20 protein-coding genes are annotated in these 20175 nt (G+C 62.1%); 11 read left to right on the top strand and 9 right to left on the bottom strand.

What is annotated here, in order from left to right:
* The first annotated feature begins 90 nt into the window (after positions 1-90).
* A complete protein-coding gene (locus HNP98_RS15225; RefSeq protein WP_173811022.1) occupies positions 91-828 on the top strand; it encodes an SDR family oxidoreductase in 738 nt (245 codons plus the stop codon).
* Between the two features lie 182 nt (positions 829-1010).
* Here HNP98_RS15225 and HNP98_RS15220 read toward each other — a convergent pair whose 3' ends face one another.
* A complete protein-coding gene (locus tag HNP98_RS15220) occupies positions 1011-1913 on the bottom strand; it encodes a dienelactone hydrolase family protein (protein WP_246275155.1) in 903 nt (300 codons plus the stop codon).
* 467 nt (positions 1914-2380) lie between these two features.
* Between HNP98_RS15220 and HNP98_RS15215 the strand changes: the two genes are divergently transcribed.
* From HNP98_RS15215 to HNP98_RS15170, 10 genes are all read left to right on the top strand, one after another.
* On the top strand, positions 2381-3814 hold the full coding sequence (locus HNP98_RS15215; RefSeq protein WP_173811021.1) for an anthranilate synthase component I family protein: 1434 nt from the start codon (positions 2381-2383) through the stop codon (positions 3812-3814).
* Between the two features lie 195 nt (positions 3815-4009).
* Positions 4010-4579: an anthranilate synthase component II gene (locus HNP98_RS15210; RefSeq protein WP_173811020.1), complete on the top strand. Its 570-nt coding sequence runs from the start codon at positions 4010-4012 to the stop codon at positions 4577-4579.
* Positions 4580-4700: 121 nt separating this feature from the next.
* Positions 4701-5696 (top strand): anthranilate phosphoribosyltransferase, encoded by a 996-nt coding sequence (gene trpD / locus HNP98_RS15205; RefSeq protein ID WP_173811019.1) that lies wholly within the window; start codon positions 4701-4703, stop codon positions 5694-5696.
* 129 nt (positions 5697-5825) lie between these two features.
* Positions 5826-6662 (top strand): indole-3-glycerol phosphate synthase TrpC, encoded by an 837-nt coding sequence (gene trpC / locus HNP98_RS15200; protein WP_173811018.1) that lies wholly within the window; start codon positions 5826-5828, stop codon positions 6660-6662.
* An 18-nt stretch (positions 6663-6680) separates the two neighbouring features.
* Positions 6681-7373: a phosphoribosylanthranilate isomerase gene (locus tag HNP98_RS15195; RefSeq protein WP_173811017.1), complete on the top strand. Its 693-nt coding sequence runs from the start codon at positions 6681-6683 to the stop codon at positions 7371-7373.
* A 48-nt stretch (positions 7374-7421) separates the two neighbouring features.
* Complete coding sequence (gene trpB / locus HNP98_RS15190; protein ID WP_173811016.1) at positions 7422-8630, top strand: tryptophan synthase subunit beta; 1209 nt, start codon at positions 7422-7424, stop codon at positions 8628-8630.
* Positions 8631-8789: 159 nt separating this feature from the next.
* On the top strand, positions 8790-9566 hold the full coding sequence (trpA, locus tag HNP98_RS15185; protein ID WP_173811015.1) for a tryptophan synthase subunit alpha: 777 nt from the start codon (positions 8790-8792) through the stop codon (positions 9564-9566).
* 17 nt (positions 9567-9583) lie between these two features.
* A complete protein-coding gene (gene aroF, locus HNP98_RS15180; protein ID WP_173811014.1) occupies positions 9584-10588 on the top strand; it encodes a 3-deoxy-7-phosphoheptulonate synthase in 1005 nt (334 codons plus the stop codon).
* Between the two features lie 285 nt (positions 10589-10873).
* On the top strand, positions 10874-11611 hold the full coding sequence (locus HNP98_RS15175) for a phenylalanine-4-hydroxylase (RefSeq protein WP_173811013.1): 738 nt from the start codon (positions 10874-10876) through the stop codon (positions 11609-11611).
* A 142-nt stretch (positions 11612-11753) separates the two neighbouring features.
* Positions 11754-12164, top strand: coding sequence for a hypothetical protein (locus tag HNP98_RS15170; protein ID WP_173811012.1), 411 nt, complete (start codon positions 11754-11756; stop codon positions 12162-12164).
* Positions 12165-12334: 170 nt separating this feature from the next.
* On the opposite strand, the gene HNP98_RS15165 is transcribed toward HNP98_RS15170, so the two are convergent.
* The 8 genes from HNP98_RS15165 to HNP98_RS15130 form a co-directional block, all read right to left on the bottom strand.
* Positions 12335-13663, bottom strand: coding sequence for an ABC1 kinase family protein (locus HNP98_RS15165; protein ID WP_173811011.1), 1329 nt, complete (start codon positions 13661-13663; stop codon positions 12335-12337).
* A 172-nt stretch (positions 13664-13835) separates the two neighbouring features.
* Positions 13836-14465 carry a TetR/AcrR family transcriptional regulator gene (locus HNP98_RS15160; RefSeq protein WP_173811010.1) on the bottom strand — a complete coding sequence of 210 codons (630 nt, stop codon included), beginning with the start codon at positions 14463-14465 and terminating at the stop codon, positions 13836-13838.
* Positions 14466-14635: 170 nt separating this feature from the next.
* Complete coding sequence (locus tag HNP98_RS15155; protein WP_173811009.1) at positions 14636-15652, bottom strand: acyltransferase family protein; 1017 nt, start codon at positions 15650-15652, stop codon at positions 14636-14638.
* A gap of 462 nt (positions 15653-16114) precedes the next feature.
* The gene (locus tag HNP98_RS15150; RefSeq protein WP_173811008.1) at positions 16115-16285 is read right to left on the bottom strand and encodes a hypothetical protein; all 171 of its coding nucleotides are present in this window, start codon (positions 16283-16285) and stop codon (positions 16115-16117) included.
* An 86-nt stretch (positions 16286-16371) separates the two neighbouring features.
* Positions 16372-17721 carry a cryptochrome/photolyase family protein gene (locus tag HNP98_RS15145; RefSeq protein ID WP_173811007.1) on the bottom strand — a complete coding sequence of 450 codons (1350 nt, stop codon included), beginning with the start codon at positions 17719-17721 and terminating at the stop codon, positions 16372-16374.
* Between the two features lie 246 nt (positions 17722-17967).
* A complete protein-coding gene (locus HNP98_RS15140; protein WP_173811006.1) occupies positions 17968-18684 on the bottom strand; it encodes an SDR family NAD(P)-dependent oxidoreductase in 717 nt (238 codons plus the stop codon).
* An 87-nt stretch (positions 18685-18771) separates the two neighbouring features.
* Entirely contained in the window at positions 18772-19368 is a 597-nt protein-coding gene (locus tag HNP98_RS15135) for a hypothetical protein (RefSeq protein WP_173811005.1), read from the bottom strand.
* Positions 19369-19408: 40 nt separating this feature from the next.
* Complete coding sequence (locus tag HNP98_RS15130) at positions 19409-20014, bottom strand: hypothetical protein (protein WP_173811004.1); 606 nt, start codon at positions 20012-20014, stop codon at positions 19409-19411.
* Positions 20015-20175 lie beyond the last annotated feature (161 nt).

Raw genomic sequence — 20175 nt, 5'->3', positions numbered from 1 at the left:
CCGAAAAATAGGGCCCCGGCGGCAAAACCCGGCCGTGGGGCCCGCTGTTGGCGTAAGTCAAAACCGCACCTTCGCCCCAATTTTCCCCTCATGAACCTTTCCCACAACACCGTCCTCATCACCGGCGGGGCCTCCGGCATCGGCCTGGCCCTGGCCGTTCGCTTTTTACAGGCCGGCAGCACCGTCATCGTCTGCGGCCGCCGGGCCGACAAGCTCGCCGAGGCCCAGCAGCAGCACCCCGGCCTGCACACCCGCGTGGCCGACGTGGCCGACCCCGCCGAGCGCGAAGCTTTGGTAGCCTGGGCCACGGCCGAATTCCCGGCCCTCAACGTGCTGGTGAACAACGCCGGCATCCAAAACCGCCTGTCCCTCACCGACGAAACCGTGGCCTGGGAAACCCGCCGCCAGGAAATCGCCATCAACTTCGACGCGCCCATCCACCTAGCCACGCTGCTCGTGCCGCACCTGCGCCGGCAGCCCGGCGCGGCGGTCATCAACGTCACCTCGGGCCTGGCTTTCGCGCCGATGGCGATGATGCCGGTGTACTGCGCCACCAAGGCCGCGCTGCACTCGCTCACCCTCACGCTACGGCACGAGCTGGCGGCCGTGGGCGTGCAGGTGCTCGAAATCGTGCCGCCGGCCGTGAACACCGACCTCGGGGGCCCCGGCCTGCACACCTTCGGCGAGCCCCTCGACGCCTTCGCCGATGCCGTGATGGCCCGCCTGGCGGCCGGCGAGCAGGAGGTCGGTTACGGCTCTTCGGAACAGTCGCGCCTCGCGTCGCGGGCCGAGCTGGATACCGTTTTTCAGCGCATGAACAACCGGTAATTTCCGGGGCCCTAAAAAGTAAAAAAAGGCCGCCTGGAGTAATCCAGGCGGCCTTTTTTAATAAAGAAGCTATTTCAAAGATTCCTGGAGTGTCATGCTTCGGCTGCGCGGACGCCAGATAAGCATGACGTTCTGGGGGTGTTTCCAGTCAATTCTTAAACAGCTTCGCAATCTCAAAATAATTATGCCTTCTTCATCGCTTTAGCGGCGGCGAACTTGGTTTTCAAGTAGGCCAGGGCGAGCTTGTGGGCGTCGGCCGCATCGTCCTGCTTGAACTTGGGGTTCGAGGGGTTGGCAAAGGCGTGGTCGGCGTCGTAGCTCTTCACGGTCACCTTTTTGCCGGCGGCGGCCATGTCCTTTTGGAACTGGGCCACCACTTCGGGGTTGATCCACTTGTCTTGCGTAGCGAAAATGCCCAGCACGTCAGTGTTCAGCGACTTAAGGCGCTCCACGTTCTTCTCGGGCATGCCGTAGTACATCACGCAGCCCACCGTTTGCTTGCCGCCCAGCAAGGCTTCCTGCAAGCTCCAGCCGCCGCCGAAGCACCAGCCGATGGAGGCAAAGGCCGCCTTGGGGCCCGCGTAGGCTTCGGCCCCCTTGAGGATGGCGGTGGCGCGCTCGGTTTTCACGGCGGCCATGTACTGGCCGGCCTCGGCCTGGGTGGTGGCGATTTTGCCGTCGTAGAGGTCCACGGCGATGACGTTCACGTCGGGCAGCTCCTGGGCGTACTCGGCGGCTTCCTTCTTGATGTAGTCGTTCAGGCCCCAGTACTCGTGAATCACGAACAGGTACTTGGCGCTGGGCTTGGCGCTCTTGATTTCGAAGCCGTGGCCGGGCGTGCCGTCCGACGTTTTGAACTCGATGGTTTCGCCTGCGCCGGCGTAGGTGTAGGGCAGGGGCGTCTCGTGGCTGTTTACGAATTCTTCGCTGGAGGCCAGCATGGCGAAGGTTTCGGTGGCGGCCACCGGCTTGGCGCAGCAGCTGGCCATGGGGGCCATCGGGGCCAGTTTCTGGGCCTTCTGGGCCAGGGCCGGGGTGGCCAGCAGGGCCAGGGCCGCGCCCGAGGCGAGGAAAAATTGCTTCATGGGTGTTGAGAATTAGGGAAAAATTTGGATTGGCTCAACAAGTAGCAGGGGTGGGCAAATGTTTGAGAGCAGAGGAAATGCCCAAGGGCCGGCAGCTGGCCTTTGCGTCAGCGGCCCACTACTCGTTGCTCTCCCGGCCCGGGGCGTTGCCACCGGCCGTGCGGCGGCTAGCGGGCGGCTGGCGCAAAGCCGGTAGCCCGGCGTGTGGCCCCGGCATTTGGTAAATAAAAAACCGCTGCTACCTTTGCCCCGTCGCCAGCAACCGCTGGGGGCCCTGATCTGACTATGACCGCACAATTTACCGCAAAAGCCTGGTGGTGGCCGCTCCGTACTTCCGGACCGGACAGCCAGTGTGCGCGGTAAAGTCAGTGCTTGATTTTACTACATCCCACGAAGAGCCCGGCCGCCCAGCCGGGCTTTTTGCATATCCGGCCGGGGCCCCAACCACCCACCTTTGCCTCCCTTTCATGCCCGCCCAACCCCACCAGCTCCGCACCCGCCACCGCCGCCTGCTCGCCGATACCGTGACGCCCGTGGGCCTGTACCTGCGCCTGCGCGACCACTACGCCAACTGCCTGCTGCTGGAAAGCGCCGACTACCACGGCCAGCAAAACGCCTTCAGCTACCTCGTGTGCGAGCCGCTGGCCACCTTCGAGCTGCGCCGCGGCGGCGTGCTGCACCAGGCCCTGCCCGGGGCCCCGGCCACCACCGAAACCCTGGCCGAGCCCCGCGACGCCCTGGCCCGGCTGCGCGACTTCGCCGCCGCCTTCGCGCCCGACGCCGGGGCCCCCGCGTTCCCGTTTATCAGCACCGGCCTGTTCGGCTACCTGGGCTACGAGGCCGTGCAGGCCTTCGAGGACGTGACGCTGAACCCGGACAAGATTCCGGCCGGCGACATTCCGCCTATGCGCTACGGCGTGTACCGCTACGTCATCGCCTTCAACCACTTCCGGCAGGAGCTGCACATTTTCGAGCACAGCACCGACGGCGCCGAAGCGGCCCCCGACGGGCTGGACCGCCTCGAAAACCTGGTGCGCAACCCCGGCGTGCCGGCCTTCGATTTCTCCCTGAGTGGGGAAGAAAGCAGCAACCAGACCGACGCCGAGTTTCTGGTGCGGCTGGCGCAGGGCCAGGCCCACTGCCACCGCGGCGACGTGTTCCAGATTGTGGTGTCGCGGCGCTTCCAGCAGGGTTTTACCGGCGACGAGTTTAACGTGTACCGGGCCCTGCGCTCCATCAACCCCTCGCCGTACCTGTTCTACTTCGACTACGGCGACTACAAAATCTTCGGCTCCTCGCCCGAGGCGCAGCTGCGCGTGCAGGGCCCCGAGGCCAGCCTGTACCCCATCGCCGGCACCTACCGCCGCACGGGAGATGACGCCGCCGACACCGCCGCCGCCCAGCGCCTGGCCGCCGACCCCAAGGAAAACGCCGAGCACGTGATGCTCGTGGACCTGGCCCGCAACGACCTGGCCCGCCACGGCACCGACGTGGCCGTGCGCACGCTGCGCGAAATCCAGTTCTACTCGCACGTCATCCACCTCGTCAGCCACGTCACGGCCCAGCTGCTGCCCGGCACCGACACGCTGCAAGTGGTGGCCGACACCTTCCCGGCCGGCACGCTCTCCGGGGCCCCCAAGCACCGCGCCGTGCAGCTCATCGATGGCCTGGAGCCCACCGCCCGCGGCTACTACGGCGGGGCCCTGGGCCACCTTGGCTTCGACGGCAGCTTCAACCATGCCATCATGATCCGCTCCTTTCTCAGCCACGCCAACCAGCTCTACTTCCAGGCCGGTGCCGGCGTAGTAGCCGCGTCGGATATGAACTCGGAATTGAACGAAGTGCACCACAAATTAGGGGCCCTGCGCCAGGCGCTGAAGGCCGCGGCGGAGGTTCGGTAATTTGAACGTCCAGCGAGGCGCCTCCCCCCGGCCCCCTCTCCGAAAAGGAGTGGGGGAGACGGACGGTTCGCAAACGCAGATAAGCTAAATCGTTGAACGCACCCCCTCTCCTTTTCGGAGAGGGGGCCGGCCCCAAGGGGGTCCCGTGAGGCGCCCCGCTGAACGATGAAAATACAATAGATAATTAAAACTGACATGAAGATTCTCGTTCTCGACAACTACGACTCCTTCACCTATAACCTCGTGCAGCTGTTGCGAGAGCTGGGCCACGGGGCCGACACCACCGTTATCCGTAACGACAAGCTGGCCCTGGAAGCCGTGGACGCCTACGACGCCGTGCTGCTCTCGCCGGGCCCCGGCGTGCCGGCCGAGGCGGGGCTGATGCCGCAAATCATTGCGAAATACGCGCCCACCAAGCGCATCCTGGGCGTGTGCCTGGGCCACCAGGGCCTGGCCGAGAGCTTCGGCGCGGCGCTGTATAACCTGCCGGCGGTGGTGCACGGCGTGGCTACGGCCGCCGACGTGACGGTGGCCGACGAGAAGCTATTCCGGGGCCTGCCGCCGCGCTTCCAGGTGGGGCGCTACCACTCGTGGGCTGTGCGCCCCGAAACCATGCCCGCCGAATTGGAAGTAACGGCCCTCGACGCGGGCGGCGAAGTAATGGCCCTGCGCCACCGCCGCTACGACGTGCGCGGCGTGCAGTTCCACCCCGAAAGCATCCTCACCGAGCACGGCCCCGCCATGCTGAAGAACTGGCTGAGCTAGCGCTGTAGCGCGGACTTTGTAGTCCGCGGCTCTCGCTTCGTCCTACCGATTACCGTGCCGCGACGCGGACTACAAAGTCCGCGCTACAGCGCCAGCGCCAATTCGTTACTTATCCGCAGTTGTGAAAGACATCCTCACCAAACTATTTGACCAGCAGCCTCTGACGCAGGCCGAGGCCCACGCCGCCATGCGCCAGCTGGGCGAGGGCGGGGCCAACCCGGCCGAAACGGCGGCCTTCCTGGCCGTGTACCGGATGCGGCCCATCACGGTGGCCGAGTTGGGCGGCTTCCGCCAGGCACTGCTGGAGCTGTGCCGCGACCCCGAGCTGGGTACCCACGAGCTGGTGGACATTGTGGGCACCGGCGGCGACGGCAAAAACACGTTTAATATCTCCACGCTGGCCAGCTTCGTGGTGGCCGGGGCGGGGGTGAAGGTGGCCAAGCACGGCAATTTCGGCGTGTCGTCGGTCAGCGGCTCGTCAAACGTGCTGGCGCACTTCGGCGTCGATTTTGAGGACCGGCCCGGGCGGCTGCGGCGGCAGCTCGACGAGGCCGGCATCTGCTTTCTGCACGCCCAGACCTACCACCCGGCCATGCGCCACGCCGGCCCGGTGCGCCGCGAGCTCGGGCTGCGCACGTTCTTCAACATCCTGGGGCCCCTGGTGAACCCCGCCCGGCCCAACGCGCAGGTGCTGGGCGTATTCAGCCTCGAATTGCAGCGCGTGTACCACTACCTGTTGCAGCCCACTGGCACCCGCTACGCCGTGGTGCACGCCCTGGACGGCTACGACGAGCTTTCCCTCACCGACGCGGCCAAAGTGGTGACCGGCTACGAGGGCGAGCAGCTGCTGACGCCCGCCGGCCTGGGCCTGCACGCCGCCACCCTGGCCGACCTCGCCGGGGGGCCCACGGTGGCCGCCGCCGCCGCCGTGTTCGAGCATATTCTGGATGGCCAGGCCACGCCCGTGCAGCGCGACGTGGTGACGGCCAACGCCGCCCTGGCCCTGCGTTGCGCCCGCCCCGGCCTGGCCTGGCCCGAGGCCTTGGACCAGGCCCGCGAATCGCTCGACTCCGGGGCCGCCCGCGGGGCTTTTGCCCGGATGCTGGCGGCGCAATAGGCCCAAACATTGGTGGGCCCCTAAGGCTTGTTTCTGATAATACCCTTAATTTAAACGAGTGGAATGTTCGGCATGGCTGCTGATGGGCCCCGCAACTGATAACTACTCACTGATAACTGTTTACTGAAAATGAGTACCCCCACCATTCTGGAACGCATCGTGGCCCACAAGCGCGGCGAAGTGGCCGAGCGCCGCGAGCTGCGCCCGCTGAAGTTCCTCGAAACCAGTCTTTATAACCAGGCGCAGCCGCTTTCGCTGCGGCACTATTTGCAGCGGCCGGGCAGCAGCGGCCTCATCGCCGAGTTCAAGCGGAAGTCGCCCTCGCAGGGCTGGATCAACCGCTACGCGCCGGTGGAGCGCACTACGCTGGGCTACATGCAGGCCGGCGCGGCGGGCCTGTCGATACTCACGGACGGCGAGTTTTTCGGCGGCAGTAACGAGGACCTGACCACGGCCCGCCGCTTCAATTTCTGCCCCATTCTGCGCAAAGATTTCGTGGTGGACGAGTACCAGATTCACGAAGCCCGCAGCGTGGGCGCCGACGTGGTGCTGCTCATCGCGGCCGTGCTCGCGCCCGCCGAAATCCTGACGCTGGGCCGCCTCGCCAAAAGCCTGGGCCTGGAGGTGCTGCTGGAAGTGCACGACGGCGACGAGCTGGCCCGCAGCCTGCACCCCGACGCCGTGGACCTGGTGGGCGTCAACAACCGCAACCTGCACGACTTCACCCTGAACCTGGACACCTCGCTTAGCCTCGCCGAGGCCATTCCGGCCGGGTTTGTGAAGGTGTCGGAGAGCGGCATCAGCCAGGCTAAGTCCATCGTGCAGCTGCGCGGCGCGGGCTACCAGGGCTTTTTGCTGGGCGAAACCTTCATGCGCCACAGCCGGCCCGAGCGGGCTTGCGCCGCCCTGGTGCAGGAGCTGGCCGCCTTGGCCGGGGCCCCCGCACCAGCCCCGGTGCTGGTCTAACTTGTTATCCTTCAGCTCATGCAAACTTCCGCACCTTCGCAGTCAGCCGCGCCGTCCGACCTGCCTTCGCGCCTGTTGGTGAAGGTGTGCGGCATGCGCGAAGCCGCCAGCCTAACCGCCGTGGCCGACCTGGAGCCCGACTTCTTGGGGTTCATCTTCGCGCCGGCCTCGCCGCGCTACGTGGGCGATGTGCTCACCCCCGACTTGTTGCAGGGCCTGCCCGACCGCGTGCAGCGCGTGGGGGTGTTCGTGGATGCGCCCACCGCGCAGGTGCAGGCCACCGCGTGCCGCTTCGGCCTGAATTTCGTGCAGCTGCACGGCCACGAAACCCCCGCGCAGTGCGCCGAGCTGCGGGCGACTGGCCTGCGGGTCATCAAGGCGTTCGGGGTGGGGGAGGGCTTTGATTTTGACGCGCTGGGGCCCTACGTGCTGCACTGCGACTACTTTCTCTTCGATGCCCAGGGCCCCGCGCCGGGCGGCAACGGCCGGGTGTTCGACTGGCGCGTGCTGGAAAATTACCCCTGGCCCGTGCCCTACCTGCTGGCCGGCGGCCTGCGCCCCGAGCACGCGGCCGTGGTCCGCAACCTGCAACTGCCCGGCCTGGTGGGCATCGACCTGAACAGCGGCCTCGAAATTGCCCCCGGCGTGAAAGACCCCGCCCGGGTGGCCGCGTTTCTCGATGGGCTGGGCCGGCCCGGGGCCGCCGCGTAGATCCGTAATTACCCGTAACTAAATGAGCGAATTACCGCTTTTTCTGCCATGACTCCTGCTGCTATCACTTCTTACCGAACCCCCACAGCCCGCGGCTACTACGGCGAGTTCGGCGGCGCTTTTGTGCCCGAAATGCTGTTCCCGAACGTGGAAGAGCTGCGCACCCAATACGAGGAAATCCTGGCCTCCGCGAGCTTCCGCACCGAGTACGAGCAGCTGCTGCGCGACTACGTGGGCCGCCCCACGCCGCTATTCGAGGCCAAGCGGCTGTCGGCCAAGTACAACACCCGCATCTTCCTCAAGCGCGAGGACCTGTGCCACACCGGGGCCCACAAAATCAACAACACCGTGGGCCAGATTCTGCTGGCCCAGCGCCTGGGCAAAACGCGCATTATCGCCGAAACCGGGGCCGGCCAGCACGGCGTGGCCACCGCCACCGTGTGCGCCCTGATGAGCCTGCCCTGCGTGGTGTACATGGGTGCGGTAGACATTGAGCGCCAAGCCCCTAACGTGGCCCGCATGCGCCTGCTCGGGGCCGAGGTGCGCACCGCCGTCAGCGGCAGCCAAACCCTGAAGGACGCCACCAACGAGGCCATCCGCGACTGGCTCGCCAACCCCCTCGACACGCACTACATCATCGGCTCGGTGGTGGGGCCCCACCCGTACCCCGACCTGGTGGCGCGCCTGCAAGCCGTTATCAGCGAGGAAATGCGTAAGCAATTGCTGGAGAAAACCGGCTCTGAGTTGCCTGATTACGTGGTGGCTTGCGTGGGCGGCGGCTCCAACGCGGCCGGCGCGTTCTACCACTTCCTCGACGAGCCCAGCGTGCAGCTGGTGGCCGTGGAGGCGGCCGGCCACGGCATCCACTCGGGGCACTCGGCGGCCACGTCGGTGCTGGGCACGCCGGGCATCATCCACGGCAGCCGCACGCTGCTGATGCAGGACGCCGACGGCCAGATTACGGAGCCCTACTCCATCAGCGCGGGCCTCGACTACCCCGGCATTGGGCCCCTGCACGCCTGGCTGGGCACCACCGGCCGCGCCCGCTTCATCGCCATCACCGACGATGAGGCCTTGGCCGGCGTGCGCGAATGTTCCCGCCTCGAAGGCATCATCCCGGCCCTGGAAACGGCCCACGCCCTGGCCGCCCTCGGCCAGCTCGGCGCGGGCCCCGACGATGTGGTGGTGGTCAACCTCTCCGGCCGCGGCGACAAGGACCTGGAGACCTACATGAAAAACTTCGACAAGCTGGTGTAGCGCAAGGTTTCCAGCGCGAGGTTTCGCAAGGTTAAAATAGGTTTCGCTAAACGAAACGACGCGGTCGGCCGAGTCAGTGAAACCTATTTTAACCTTGCGAAACCTCGCGCTGGAAGCCAACCCGCGAAACCTATTTTAACCTCGCAAAACCTTGCGCGAATGAACCGCATCCAAACCGCCTTCGAGCAGAAGCAAAACCTGCTCAATATTTACTTCACCGCCGGCTACCCGGCCCTGGCCGATACCATGCCCATGGCCCAGGCCCTGGTGGCTGCCGGCGCCGACATGCTGGAAATCGGCATCCCGTTTTCCGACCCGATGGCCGACGGGCCGGTCATTCAGCACAGCAGTACGCTGGCGCTGGCCAACGGCATGAACATGCGCACGCTGTTTGGCCAGCTGGGGCCCCTGCGCGCCGCCCTGCCCGACACGCCGGTGCTGCTCATGGGCTACCTCAACCCGGTGCTGCAATTCGGCATTGAGAACTTCTGCCGCGAGGCCGCCGCGGCGGGCGTGGACGGCGTGATTCTGCCCGACCTGCCAGTGGCTGAGTACGAAGAAATGTACGCCGATACCTTCCGCCAGCACGGCCTGCGGCCGGTGTTCCTCATCACGCCCCAGACAAGCGAGGCCCGCATCCGCCACCTCGACAGCATCAGCGAAGCCTTTCTGTACCTGGTGTCGGGCCCCGGCATCACCGGCAACACCGGCCCGGCCGACACCACCGTGCAGGACGACTACTTCCGGCGCATCGAAGCCATGGGCCTGAAAACGCCGCGCCTCATTGGCTTCGGCATTGCCGACAAAGCCTCGTACCAGCGCGCCTGCGCCCACGCCGACGGCGCCATCATCGGCTCGGCCCTCATCAAGGCCCTCGAAGGGGCCCCGGACGCGCCGGCCGCGGCGGCCGCTTTCGTCGCCAGCATCAAGAATTAAGCTCCCAACCCACCCGTATGATTCTCCAACTCGAACCCCAGGCTTCCGTGCCCGCCCTGGCGGCGCACCTAGCCGAGCAGGGCTACAAAACCACCGACGTTACGACCCAGCACGCGCATTACCTGGTGGCCATTGGGAAGAAGGATTTCGACATCCGCACTATCGGCCAGCTGCCCGGCGTGCGCGACGTGCACCAAGTATCAGACGATTACCAGCTCGTGAGCCGCAAGTGGCGCGTCAAGCCCACGGTCATCGACCTGGGCGACGGCGTGACCATCGGCGAAGGCAGCCTGGCGCTGTGCGCCGGCCCGTGCAGCATCGAGAGTGAGGCGCAGATGGAAAAGGTGATGGACCACCTGCTCGAAAACGGCGTGCGCCTGATGCGCGGCGGCGTGTTCAAGCCCCGCTCGTCGCCCTACGCATTTCGCGGTTTAGGGATGGACGGTCTTCGATTATTCCATCAATTGGCCCGGGCCCGGGGCATCAAAATTGTGACCGAAGTGATGCAGGTATCGCAGGTCGAGGAGATGCACGACTACGTGGACGTGTTCCAGGTGGGGGCCCGCAACACCCAGAACTACAACCTGCTCGACGCGCTGGGTGGCGTGGACAAGCCGGTGCTCATCAAGCGCGGTATTTCGGGCTCGATTGAGGAGCTGCTCTCGTCGGCCGAGTACGTGTTTTCGGGCGGCAACGAGAAGCTGATTCTCTGCGAGCGGGGCATCCGCACGTTCGAAACGGCCAGCCGCAACACCCTGGACCTGAACGCGGTGCCCATCCTCAAGGAAAAAACCCACCTGCCCGTGGTGGTTGACCCCAGCCACGGCATTGGCCTGCGCGACTACGTGCCCGCGATGGCCCTGGCCGCCGTGCTGGCCGGTGCCGACGGCATCCTCTATGAAGCCCACGAAACGCCCGAAACCGCTGCTTCCGACGGCCAGCAGACGCTGAACTTTGCCGAGTCGGGCCGCTTGATTCGCAACCTGCGCCGGGTGTACGCCCTGCGCGGCGAGCTAGAATAGGGCCCCGTAGGTTAGAAAAGCCGCTGGTAAAAAAAATGACTGAAAAAAGGATGGGATATTTCTAATATTCCAAAACCGTCCTTATCTTCGTTGCAGTTATGAATCTCCAAGCCGCGCAACACGTCCGCCTAATGATTAATTGCCCTAAGCAGGGCAGCGTCGGGCCACGCGCGGTACTAGGAAAGCACGAAGTATGAAACCTACTTCCTCTCGCTAGAAACCACCAAAAGCCCGATTCCTTCAGGAAGTCGGGCTTTTTTTCGCTCTCCCACCAAGTGTTCCGCTATGTTAACGCAATCCCGCGCCCCCCGCTATTCTCCCCAGGACCAGCTGGTTTGGAAGGTGTTGTTTGACCGCCAAACGGCCCTGCTGCACCGGCGGGCCGTGCCCGCGTTTGGCGCGGCCGTGGCGCAGCTCGGCCTGTGCCGCGGGGCCATCCCCGACTTGGGCGTGCTGAGCGCCGAGGTATTCCGCCTCAGCGGGTGGCGGCTGGTGCCGGTGGGGCAGCCGCTAGGGCCCGAAGCCTTCCTGGTGCGCCTGGCGGAGAGGGAGTTTCCGGTGATGACGCGCATCCGGCCCATGCGCGACTTTGATTTCAGCCCCGAGCCGGACTTGTTCCACGACCTGTTCGGGCACGTGCCCATGCTGCTCGACGCGCAGTTTGCCGAGTTCCTGCACGCGGTGGGCTTGGCCGCGCAGGCCCTGGCCCCGGGCGACGACGACGCCCGGCGGGAATTGTGGGCCTTGTACTTCTTCACGGCCGAGTTTGGACTGGTGCTGCACGACGGCAAGCCGCACTTATACGGGGCCGGTTTGCTTTCGTCGGCCGGCGAAATTCACCACTGCGTGAATGAGGCCACCCCGCGCCCCATGTTTGACCTTGACACCGTGCGCCACACGCCGGTGCTCGGCACCCGCTTTCAAGACCAGTACTTCGTGCTGCCCGCCTGGGAAGAACTGGCCGACTGCGCCGCCGAGCTGGCCGGCGTGCTGGTGCCCGTGCCGCACCGGAACACTGCCTAGGGATTCTTATTAAATTCAACACAGCTGCCTTGGGCCGTCTCAAACCATGGTTTGGGACGGCCCAAGGCATGGAACGGTGCGCAAACCAAGGGGCCAGCCGCGACTTTTGGGGCATCGTTTCATCAACCCCAACCCCTTAGTCATGAACAACTTCCCCCGTTTTGTGCCGTCTGCGCACCCGTGCGCCCTGGCCTTTTCGCTGTTGCCATTGTTGGCCCTGGCCGGTACCATTCATTCTAATTTGTTTATTGAGTCGGGCAAACAATTTATTTTGGGCGGCGACCAGCGCGGCGCGTTCAAGGTAGCTGCCAAAAACACCGGTGCCGTGCCCGTCGAAATCCGCGAGCGGCCCAAGGGCGGCGGTACGTTTGGTAAAGTCACCTTAGCCCCCAGCCAGTCGGGCGTGCTGCAATTCGCCGCCGGCTCTACGGCTGTGCTGCTCAACCCCAGCGCTGCCACGGCCAACCTCGACCTCACCATCACCGGCGATGCCAAGCTGGGCATGACCTACGAGCCGGTGCAGGAATACGGCAGGCCAGCGCCGAAGCAATAGGTACTACGACGTGAAAGACCACGTGCGCTGACCTTGCGCAAGGCGTCATTTCCGCGCCAGTCAATCAGCGTTTTAAGCGTGGCGATGTTTTCTGGGGAAATTCCATGAGGGACCATGCCAGCCAAGGACTGCTTGGCGCACAACGGGCAACAGCGCAGCTTCACGGGAACTTACGAGTGCAAAATGTGCTGCTTCCCCTCGGTTGCTACCTCGGCCCCCAGTTCTGTGAGCAGGGCAAATAGGCCTACGTAAGTGCGGTTGAGGTAGATGAAGTGAGCCGAGCCGCGGGGCTCGCGCTGCTGGCGCAGCTCGGGGTCGGCCATTAGGTCGTCGCCCAAGGCGTAAAGGGCGGCCATATAGGCCGGGTCGCCGAAGTCGAATACGGGCTGGCGGAAGGGGCGACCCACCAGCTCCAGCGAGGCGCGCAGCGTGCGCAGGTACAGGGCCTGCATGGGGGCGGGGTCGCTGTCCCGCAGCACGTTGGCTTCGGTGAGCAGGGCCTGCAGGCGCGCTTCGTCGACGAAGGTTTCGGGGGCCAGCAGGGTAGTGAACTGGTGGTACACGTCGGCGGGCACTTCTTTCACACAGCCGAAATCGAGCACGCCCAGCGTACCCCCGTCTTCGTCGCGCATCAGGAAGTTGCCGGGGTGCGGGTCGGCGTGCACCTGGCGCAGCTCGTTGAGCTGGAACTGGTAGAAATCCCACAGGGCTTGGCCGAGTTGGTTGCGCACGGCCTGGCTGGGGCCCGTAGCCAGAAACTCTTTGAGGTGCTGGCCGGGCAACCAGTCCATGGTGAGGATGCGCGGGCTCGACAACTCGGGGTAATAACGCGGGAATTGCAGGTACGCCAGGTGGGCGCAGCGGGCCGCAATTTCCTGGCCCCGGCGCAGCTCCAGGGCGTAGTCGGTTTCTTCAATTAGGCGCGCTTCTACCTCCTCCAGGTACGGGCGGACCTGGGTTTCGTTCAGGCCCATCACGCGCAGGGCAATGGGCTTCACTAGGTTGATGTCGGACTTGATGCTGGCGGCCACGCCGGGGTACTGCACCTTCACTGCTAGGTCGCGGCCGTCTTTGCGGGCAAAGTGCACTTGGCCAATGCTGGCGGCCTGCCGCGCCGCCGGCTCAAATTCGTCGAACACCTGGAACGGCGACTTCCCGAATGCGTCCCGAAAAGCTTTGGTAACCAAGGGCCCCGAGAGCGGCGGCGTCTGGTACTGGGCCTGGGCAAACTGGTCGGAATAGGCCGTGGGCAGCATATTCTTTTCCATCGCCAGCATCTGAGCCACCTTCAGCACGGAGCCTTTCATCTCACTCAGGGCCCCGTACAGCTCGGCCGCGTTGGCGGTGTGCAAGTCTTCCATCGACGACTCCGCGCCGACGGCTCGTTTGGCGTAATGCTTCACGTAATTGGCCCCCACGTTCAGGCCGGTGCGGGCAAAGCGGGCGGCGCGCGCCACCTTGGTAGTGGGCAGGGAAGTAAGCGGCTGGTCGGCGGACATTGATTCTGTTAATTAATAACCGAAATTGTAATTAATTAAAAGGCCGTCATGCTGAGCTGGTCGAAGCGCCTTTTCCGCAGCGGTAATTGGTTACCTGCGCAGTAGAGGTGCTTCGACCAGCTCAGCATGACGGCCTTTTAGTTATCTACCAAATAAGATTTGCTTGAATTAATTAGCGCCGCACCAAAAACCGTACAAAATCAACGGCTGAATCCAAGGTGTTTCGGCCCACTAAATCGAAGCTCAGGGTGACGGCTTTTTCCACGGCGGCGTCGGTGCGCTCGAAGTTCACCGAGTCGTCTTTGGCGAAGAAGCTGAGCACAAACAGCACCTGCTGCCAGAAAAAGCGCGGGTAGCCGTCCTGCACGATGGGACGGTTGGCGATTTCGCCGCTCACGCGGCCATCGGTCAGCAAATCGGATACGAAGCGCTCGAAGTCTTGGCGAAAATCGTCGAGCACGCGGGGCGAGAGGCCGGGCATGCGGTGCAGCGAGCGGCGCAGGCTCATGAGGGCGTAAGAGCGGTTTTGTTTGAGAATCTCAAGCAGCGTATAGTAGAAGGCCAGCAGCTTTTCGCGGCTGCCGTAACCCTGCCACACCGGCTCGGCGGCGGCGGTGGTGCGGGCCTGCTTGCCAAAGTCGGCCCAGAGTTCGCGGTCGATGGCCTCGAAATTGGGGTAGTGCTGATAAAATTCCGCCTCGGCACCGCCCAGCTGCTGGGTGAGTTTGAACACCGACGCGGGCGGGTGGCCTTCGTTGAGCACGAAGTCCAAATAAGCTTGTTTGATGCGGTCTTTTTCCATGCTATACTAACCCGTTGGGGCCCCGAACGGTTCAGCCAGGACCGACCTAAATCATGCGGACGGCCTTGCCTACCCCGGCCTGGATTGGGCGAGTAAATATTAGTAAGGCCACCCAACTGCTGTAGCGCAGAAGCTGGAACTGGCAACCCTTCGAGTGGCTCGGCCTACGGCTAGGTTAATATTACCTGCTTACTTTTCTTCTTCCGCGTCTTCAGCCAGGTCCGACGCTTGCTTTCAAAATAAGTGTCAACGTAGGTGCTGAACAGCCACGATAAAAATAAACAAACGGCGTAGTAAACCAGGATGTGAATGTACTTTTCAACCGTTGAAACATTTCTAACGGTCAGGGCATAAAGCTCAAGTAACGGCCAGTGCAGTAAGTAGATTACGTAAGACATAGACGACCAAAGGAAATCCTTTTTAGGAACATCTTTTTGGTGAATATTAATGATCATAAATGGAATGGTTAGAATCGCTAAAGTAATATCTAACGCTTCTTGATAATTAAAGATAAGAACGGTAGCGGCGCTATTAAAGAAGAAGTTTGTTCTTAAACTAGGAATTGCGTAGTTTAAGCCTAGTATGATAGAGGCAATTAATAGACAAAATAATGCAAAATTCTCAGAAGCTGATATTCGGTATAGATAGACCGCGGCTCCGATTAGGAAGAATGGAATATAAGTAATCAAAGGGGGTATTTCTTTGGCGGCACTAAAAAAGTTAGTGTAAATAAATCCCAGAATTCCTAGTGAGAGAAGTGCAATGCCGCCGCTTCGTTTCACTCCAATCAACACCAATAACGGCACAACAAGATAGTACTGAACTTCAACATCGAGCGACCAAGCTGGCACGATGAATTGGTACTGGGCATTACCCAGGCCCAATACTAAGATATTCTGAATGATAATCCTATTAAAGCCGAGCGGTACGTTCGGTACCTCGTGTAAGAAGGAGTGCGCTACTATGCTGACGATAATGGCAAACAGGAGAATTATCCAGTAAGTAGGTAATAACCGCAAAAATCTGCTTTGTAAATACACCCAATATGATTGTTCGTAGTGAGAGTACTTTTCATTGTACATTTTAAATACCCAATATCCACTTAGCATAAAAAACACATATACTACGTATTGTCCAATGATTAAGAATGATACGGAGTGAAAGACCATTACAAACGAAGCAAGCATAAGTCGGAATATGCCAGGACTAATTTTTTTAAAGAAAAGTTTATAAATAAATTGCATGATTACGTTCTGTTTTTATGCTGTTAGTTTCGGGTTAATAAGTAATTTTATGTCTAAACTAATTATTATTTAAATATTTTAAGACGTAAATTAACATAAAGCTAGATAATTTATTGTCTGTATTGAGCAAGCCCTTTATATAATAAATACGATTGCAACTTGATTCGACAAGACTGGGTCAAAAGTAATACATTGCATCTTTAAATTATAGCAATTTGCTATACTAATGCCCGCTTTATGGTTTTAGTGATATAAACCAAGCCTTCTATAAGCAAGTTGTTCTATCAGCCTGATCCTAATAATGGCTGCAAATCTCATTGAGGGCTTGGGTACTAAGAAAGAAACGGGCGGCGAAGTTGAGGATATTGCGGCCCAAAAAGTCGAAGATCAGGATGACGGCTTATTTCACACCGGCTCGGCGGCGGCGGTGGTGCGGGCTTGCTTGCCAAAGTCGGCCCAGAGTTCGCGGTCGATGGCCTCGAAATTGGGGTAGTGCTGGTAAAATTCCGCCTCGGCACCGCCCAGCTGCTGGGTGAGTTTGAACACCGACGCGGGCGGGTGGCCTTCGTTGGGCACGAAGGCCAAATAAGCTTGTTTGACGCGGTTTCCCCCCATGGCCTGACAACCATTACCGGGACCCTGAACGGTTCGGTTGAAGCTGATTAAGCGCCCACGATTTTGCCGTCGCCGCTGGCTGCAATGCGCGCCGCCCGGATGGCTTCCACGGCGCGGTCGCGGCCAAATCTGTGGTCCACGATGGGGGCCGGGTAAGTAGCGGTGCCCACTTCGGGCACCCAGCGCTTCACGTACTTCAGCTCCGGGTCTACCTGTTCGAGCTGGCTGTCGGGGCTGTACACTCGGAACCAAGGGGCCGAGACGGCCCCGGTGCCCGCCATCCACTGCCAGTTGCCCACATTGTTGGCCAGTTCGTAGTCGAGCAGCTTGTCAGCGAAATATTTTTCGCCCCAGCGCCAGTCGATGAACAGCTGCTTGACCAGGAAGCCGGCCACGGTCATGCGCACGCGGTTGGGCAGGTAGCCGGTGGCGTTCAGCTCGCGCATGCCTGCATCTACAAGCGGGTAGCCGGTGCGGCCCGCGCACCAGGCCCGGAACTCGTCCTCATTATTGCGGTAGGGTACAGCCCGCATCTTAGGGTCGTAGGCTTCAGTGGCAGTGTTGGGGTAGTGCCAAAGCAGCATCATGAAGAAGTCGCGCCAGCTGATTTCAGCGAGTAGCTTCGGGTTCAGGGCTTTGGCCTGGCGCATGGCCTGGCGCACGCTCACGGTGCCGAAGCGCAGTTGCACCGAGAGGCGCGTGGTGCCGTTTTGCAGAGCGGGCGTGTTGCGGGTTTGGTGGTAGTGGCGCACGACTTCTTCGGCTGGTAAATCTGTGGTGGGCACATACTGCTCTTTGCGCTCGAAGCCCATGCCGGCCAGCGTGGGGCGCGGGCTGGGCTGGTCGGGGTCCAGGCGCTGCAAATGCGCCTGAGTAAAGGCCTCGGCCGAACCATAGGGTAGCAGTAATTCATCAGTTAGCCGGGCCAGGAAGGTCTTGTGGTAGGCCCCGAATACCTTGGGCACCGTGCCCGACTTAGTCATGATGTCGTCCTTAGCAAAGATTACCTGGTCCTTGTAAAGCAGAAAGTCCACGCCGCGACGGCGCAGCAGGTCCCCCACCTTGGCGTCGCGCTTCGTGGCGTAAGGCTCGTAGTCTTCATTGGTATGCACGGCAACCACGTCGAATTCCTGCACCAGTTGTTCCAGCACGTCAACTGGCCGGCCGTAGCGGGCCAAGAAGGTACCCCCAGCCGCTTCGGTTTCCCGCGCCAGGCGCTCCACCTGGTCGAAGATGTAAGTAAGCCGGGCATCGGCCTTGTTAGGCAAATGGTCGAGGATGTCGCGGTCGTAAATAAAGAGCGGCACCACCGGCAGGCCGCTGGCCAGGGCCTCCGCCAGGCCCACGTTGTCGTGGATGCGCAAATCGCGCCGGTGCCAGAACAGGCAGATTTTCATTGCTTAGGTGCCAATTTTTAGTTGTTTGCTGAATCTGTTTGGGAAGCTGCTAAAATAAAGTTAGAACGTCATGCTGAGCGAAACGAAGCGAAGCCGAAGCATCTCTCCCGCTCACCAACATTGCTTATTGCCGCAGTAGAGATGCTTCGGCTTCGCTTCGTTTCGCTCAGCATGACGTAAAACGGCTTCCTAAACAACTTCGCTGTCGGTTGCACATCAGTTAATATTTTGCTGATAGCTAAGGGACTATTTCAATTTGCTCATGCCGCCGTCCACAGCCAGTACCTGGCCGGTCATGAAGCTGCTGTGGTCGGACAACAGAAACGAGGCGGAGTAGGCCAGGTCTTCGGGCTGGCCGATGCGCTGCAAGGGGTGGCGCTTGGCCCCGGCCTCGGCCTTTTCGGGCGTGCTGAGCAGCGTAGCGGCTAGGGGCGTGTTGGTGAGCGAGGGCGCGATGCAGTTCACGCGCACATTGCTGGCGGCGTACTCGGCGGCCAGGGCCCGGGTGAGGCCCTCCACGGCGGCCTTGGCCGTGGCGATGCTGGCGTGGAAGCTCATGCCCGTGTCGGCCGCCACGGTGCTGAACAGCACCACCGAGGCGCCGCCGTCGGCCTTTTTCAGGCGCTTCATGGTGGCTTGCAGCACCCGCACGGCCCCGAGCACGTTCAGGTCGAAATCGGCCTGGAAGTCTTCGGCCGGGATGCGCTCGAAGGGGCGCAGCTTGATGCTGCCGGGGCAATATACCACGCCGTGCAGGGCCTCGGGCAGGTGGTCGAAGGCGGGGCCCACGGGCTGGGTCGCGTCGTAGGCGAAGTAATTGGTGTTCAGGGCCGCCAGCTCGGGCGAGAGGTGGCGCGAGGCCGTGTGCAGGTGGGCCCCCAGGCCGCTGAGCAGCTTGGCTGTGGCCAGGCCGATGCCGGAGGAAGCGCCGACGATGAGGAGTTGTTTTTGGTCGAAATTCATGAAAAAGTAAGCAGGGTGGGTGTTTTACGCAACTAGCTAACCCCGCTGCCAATGGCATGTTTATTTACCGATTACCGGGCCGGGAACTCACGGGTCCAGAATTAAATCGAAGCGGCCGTCGGTGAGGGCCACCGGTTGGGCGACGCCCGGCGCGGCGGCCGTGAGCGCAAACGTGCCTTGCAGGTGGCGGGTGGCCGCATCCCAGCCCGTAACGACGACCTGCGAGGGGCCTGGCGGCGCAGGGTAGTAAGTTAGCGCGGCTGGGGTGGCCGGCGAATTGTTTTGGGTACTGCTCTCCTGGTACGACGTGCCGCCCCGCGTCAGGGGGTAAGTACCCGGCCCGTGGAACGAACTGAGCGCCAGGTATAGCACGTGGTAACTGAGGCCTGCATCCTGCGCAGTAAGGTAGTCGGTGGCCCGCAGGCTCACACCGCCGCTGCGTAGCTGGCCCACCACGGCGCGGGTGTCGCCGCCAAAGATGCCCGCCAAGATGGTGCCCAAATTGTTGGAATTGTTGGCCACCGTGGGCCGGCCGTTGGCGTAGTACGCCAGCGTGTTGCTGCCGTTTACTGGGCCGCTGGGCAGGGCTGGCTCTACTTCTTCCGCCGTGAGCGAGCAGGCGGCGAGGAGCGGTAGCAGGGCGGCAGCCAGCAAGCGGCAGTAGGGAGAAGGATAACGGTTCATGGGCGAAAAAAGGAAATGATGACGCACGGCCGGGGTCCGCTTACCGGGCCCGGTGCAGCGGGCCCCCGAGTCGGTCGGCCCACAGCGTGAGCAACACGCAGTACACCGAATGCTCGGGGTTGAAGTGGGCCTGGCCGGCCAGGCCCAGGCGTAGGCCGCGCAGGGGCGGGGCCCGGAACCCGATTTCTACCGGCAGGCCCAGGGCCTGGTAGCTGCGGTAGGCGTAGTAATAGGTGGCATCGCTCGACGCCAGGCCGTTGGACAAGGTCGAGTAGCGGTACTCGCCCAGCTGGCGGCCCGCCACGTAGGCCACGCCTGCCGCGCCGTAGAGCAGGCTGCGGCCCACGGGCAGGCCATAGCCGGCCAGCGCCGCTATTTCCGTTTGGCGCGAGCTGGTGTTCAAGTGGTCTACCTGGCCCACGCCGGGCCCCGAGCTGGGCCCCCACCACTTGTAACGGGCACGGCCCAGTAGCAGCAAGTGCCCGGCGGTTTGATAATCACCGTGCAGCTCTAGGCCGTTGCCGAAGCCCAGGCCGCCGCCCCAGGTGTTGGCCGGGGCCCCGGCGGGCGTCTGAGCCAGGGTCAGGCTTGGCAAGAGGCAAGCTGTTAACGCTTTGAAGATGGTGCGCGATGCATACATGAGCATGTGGGGGCTGGGTTGGCTGACAAAAGCAAATGAAGTCTGCCCGTAAGACCCATGCAACCCAAAAAGTGGTTATATAGGACCCTAGTTTTGAGGTTTAATATTCTTAAATATTTAATGATCAAATTTTTAAGTACGATAAATGGGATATTTAAATCTCTTGC

Origin of the sequence: Hymenobacter caeli, from assembly GCF_013294115.1 — a bacterium.
In the GTDB taxonomy this organism is placed as follows: domain Bacteria; phylum Bacteroidota; class Bacteroidia; order Cytophagales; family Hymenobacteraceae; genus Hymenobacter; species Hymenobacter caeli.
Note: the sequence above shows the minus strand (reverse complement) of the source record. Positions and strands in the feature narration are given on the sequence as shown.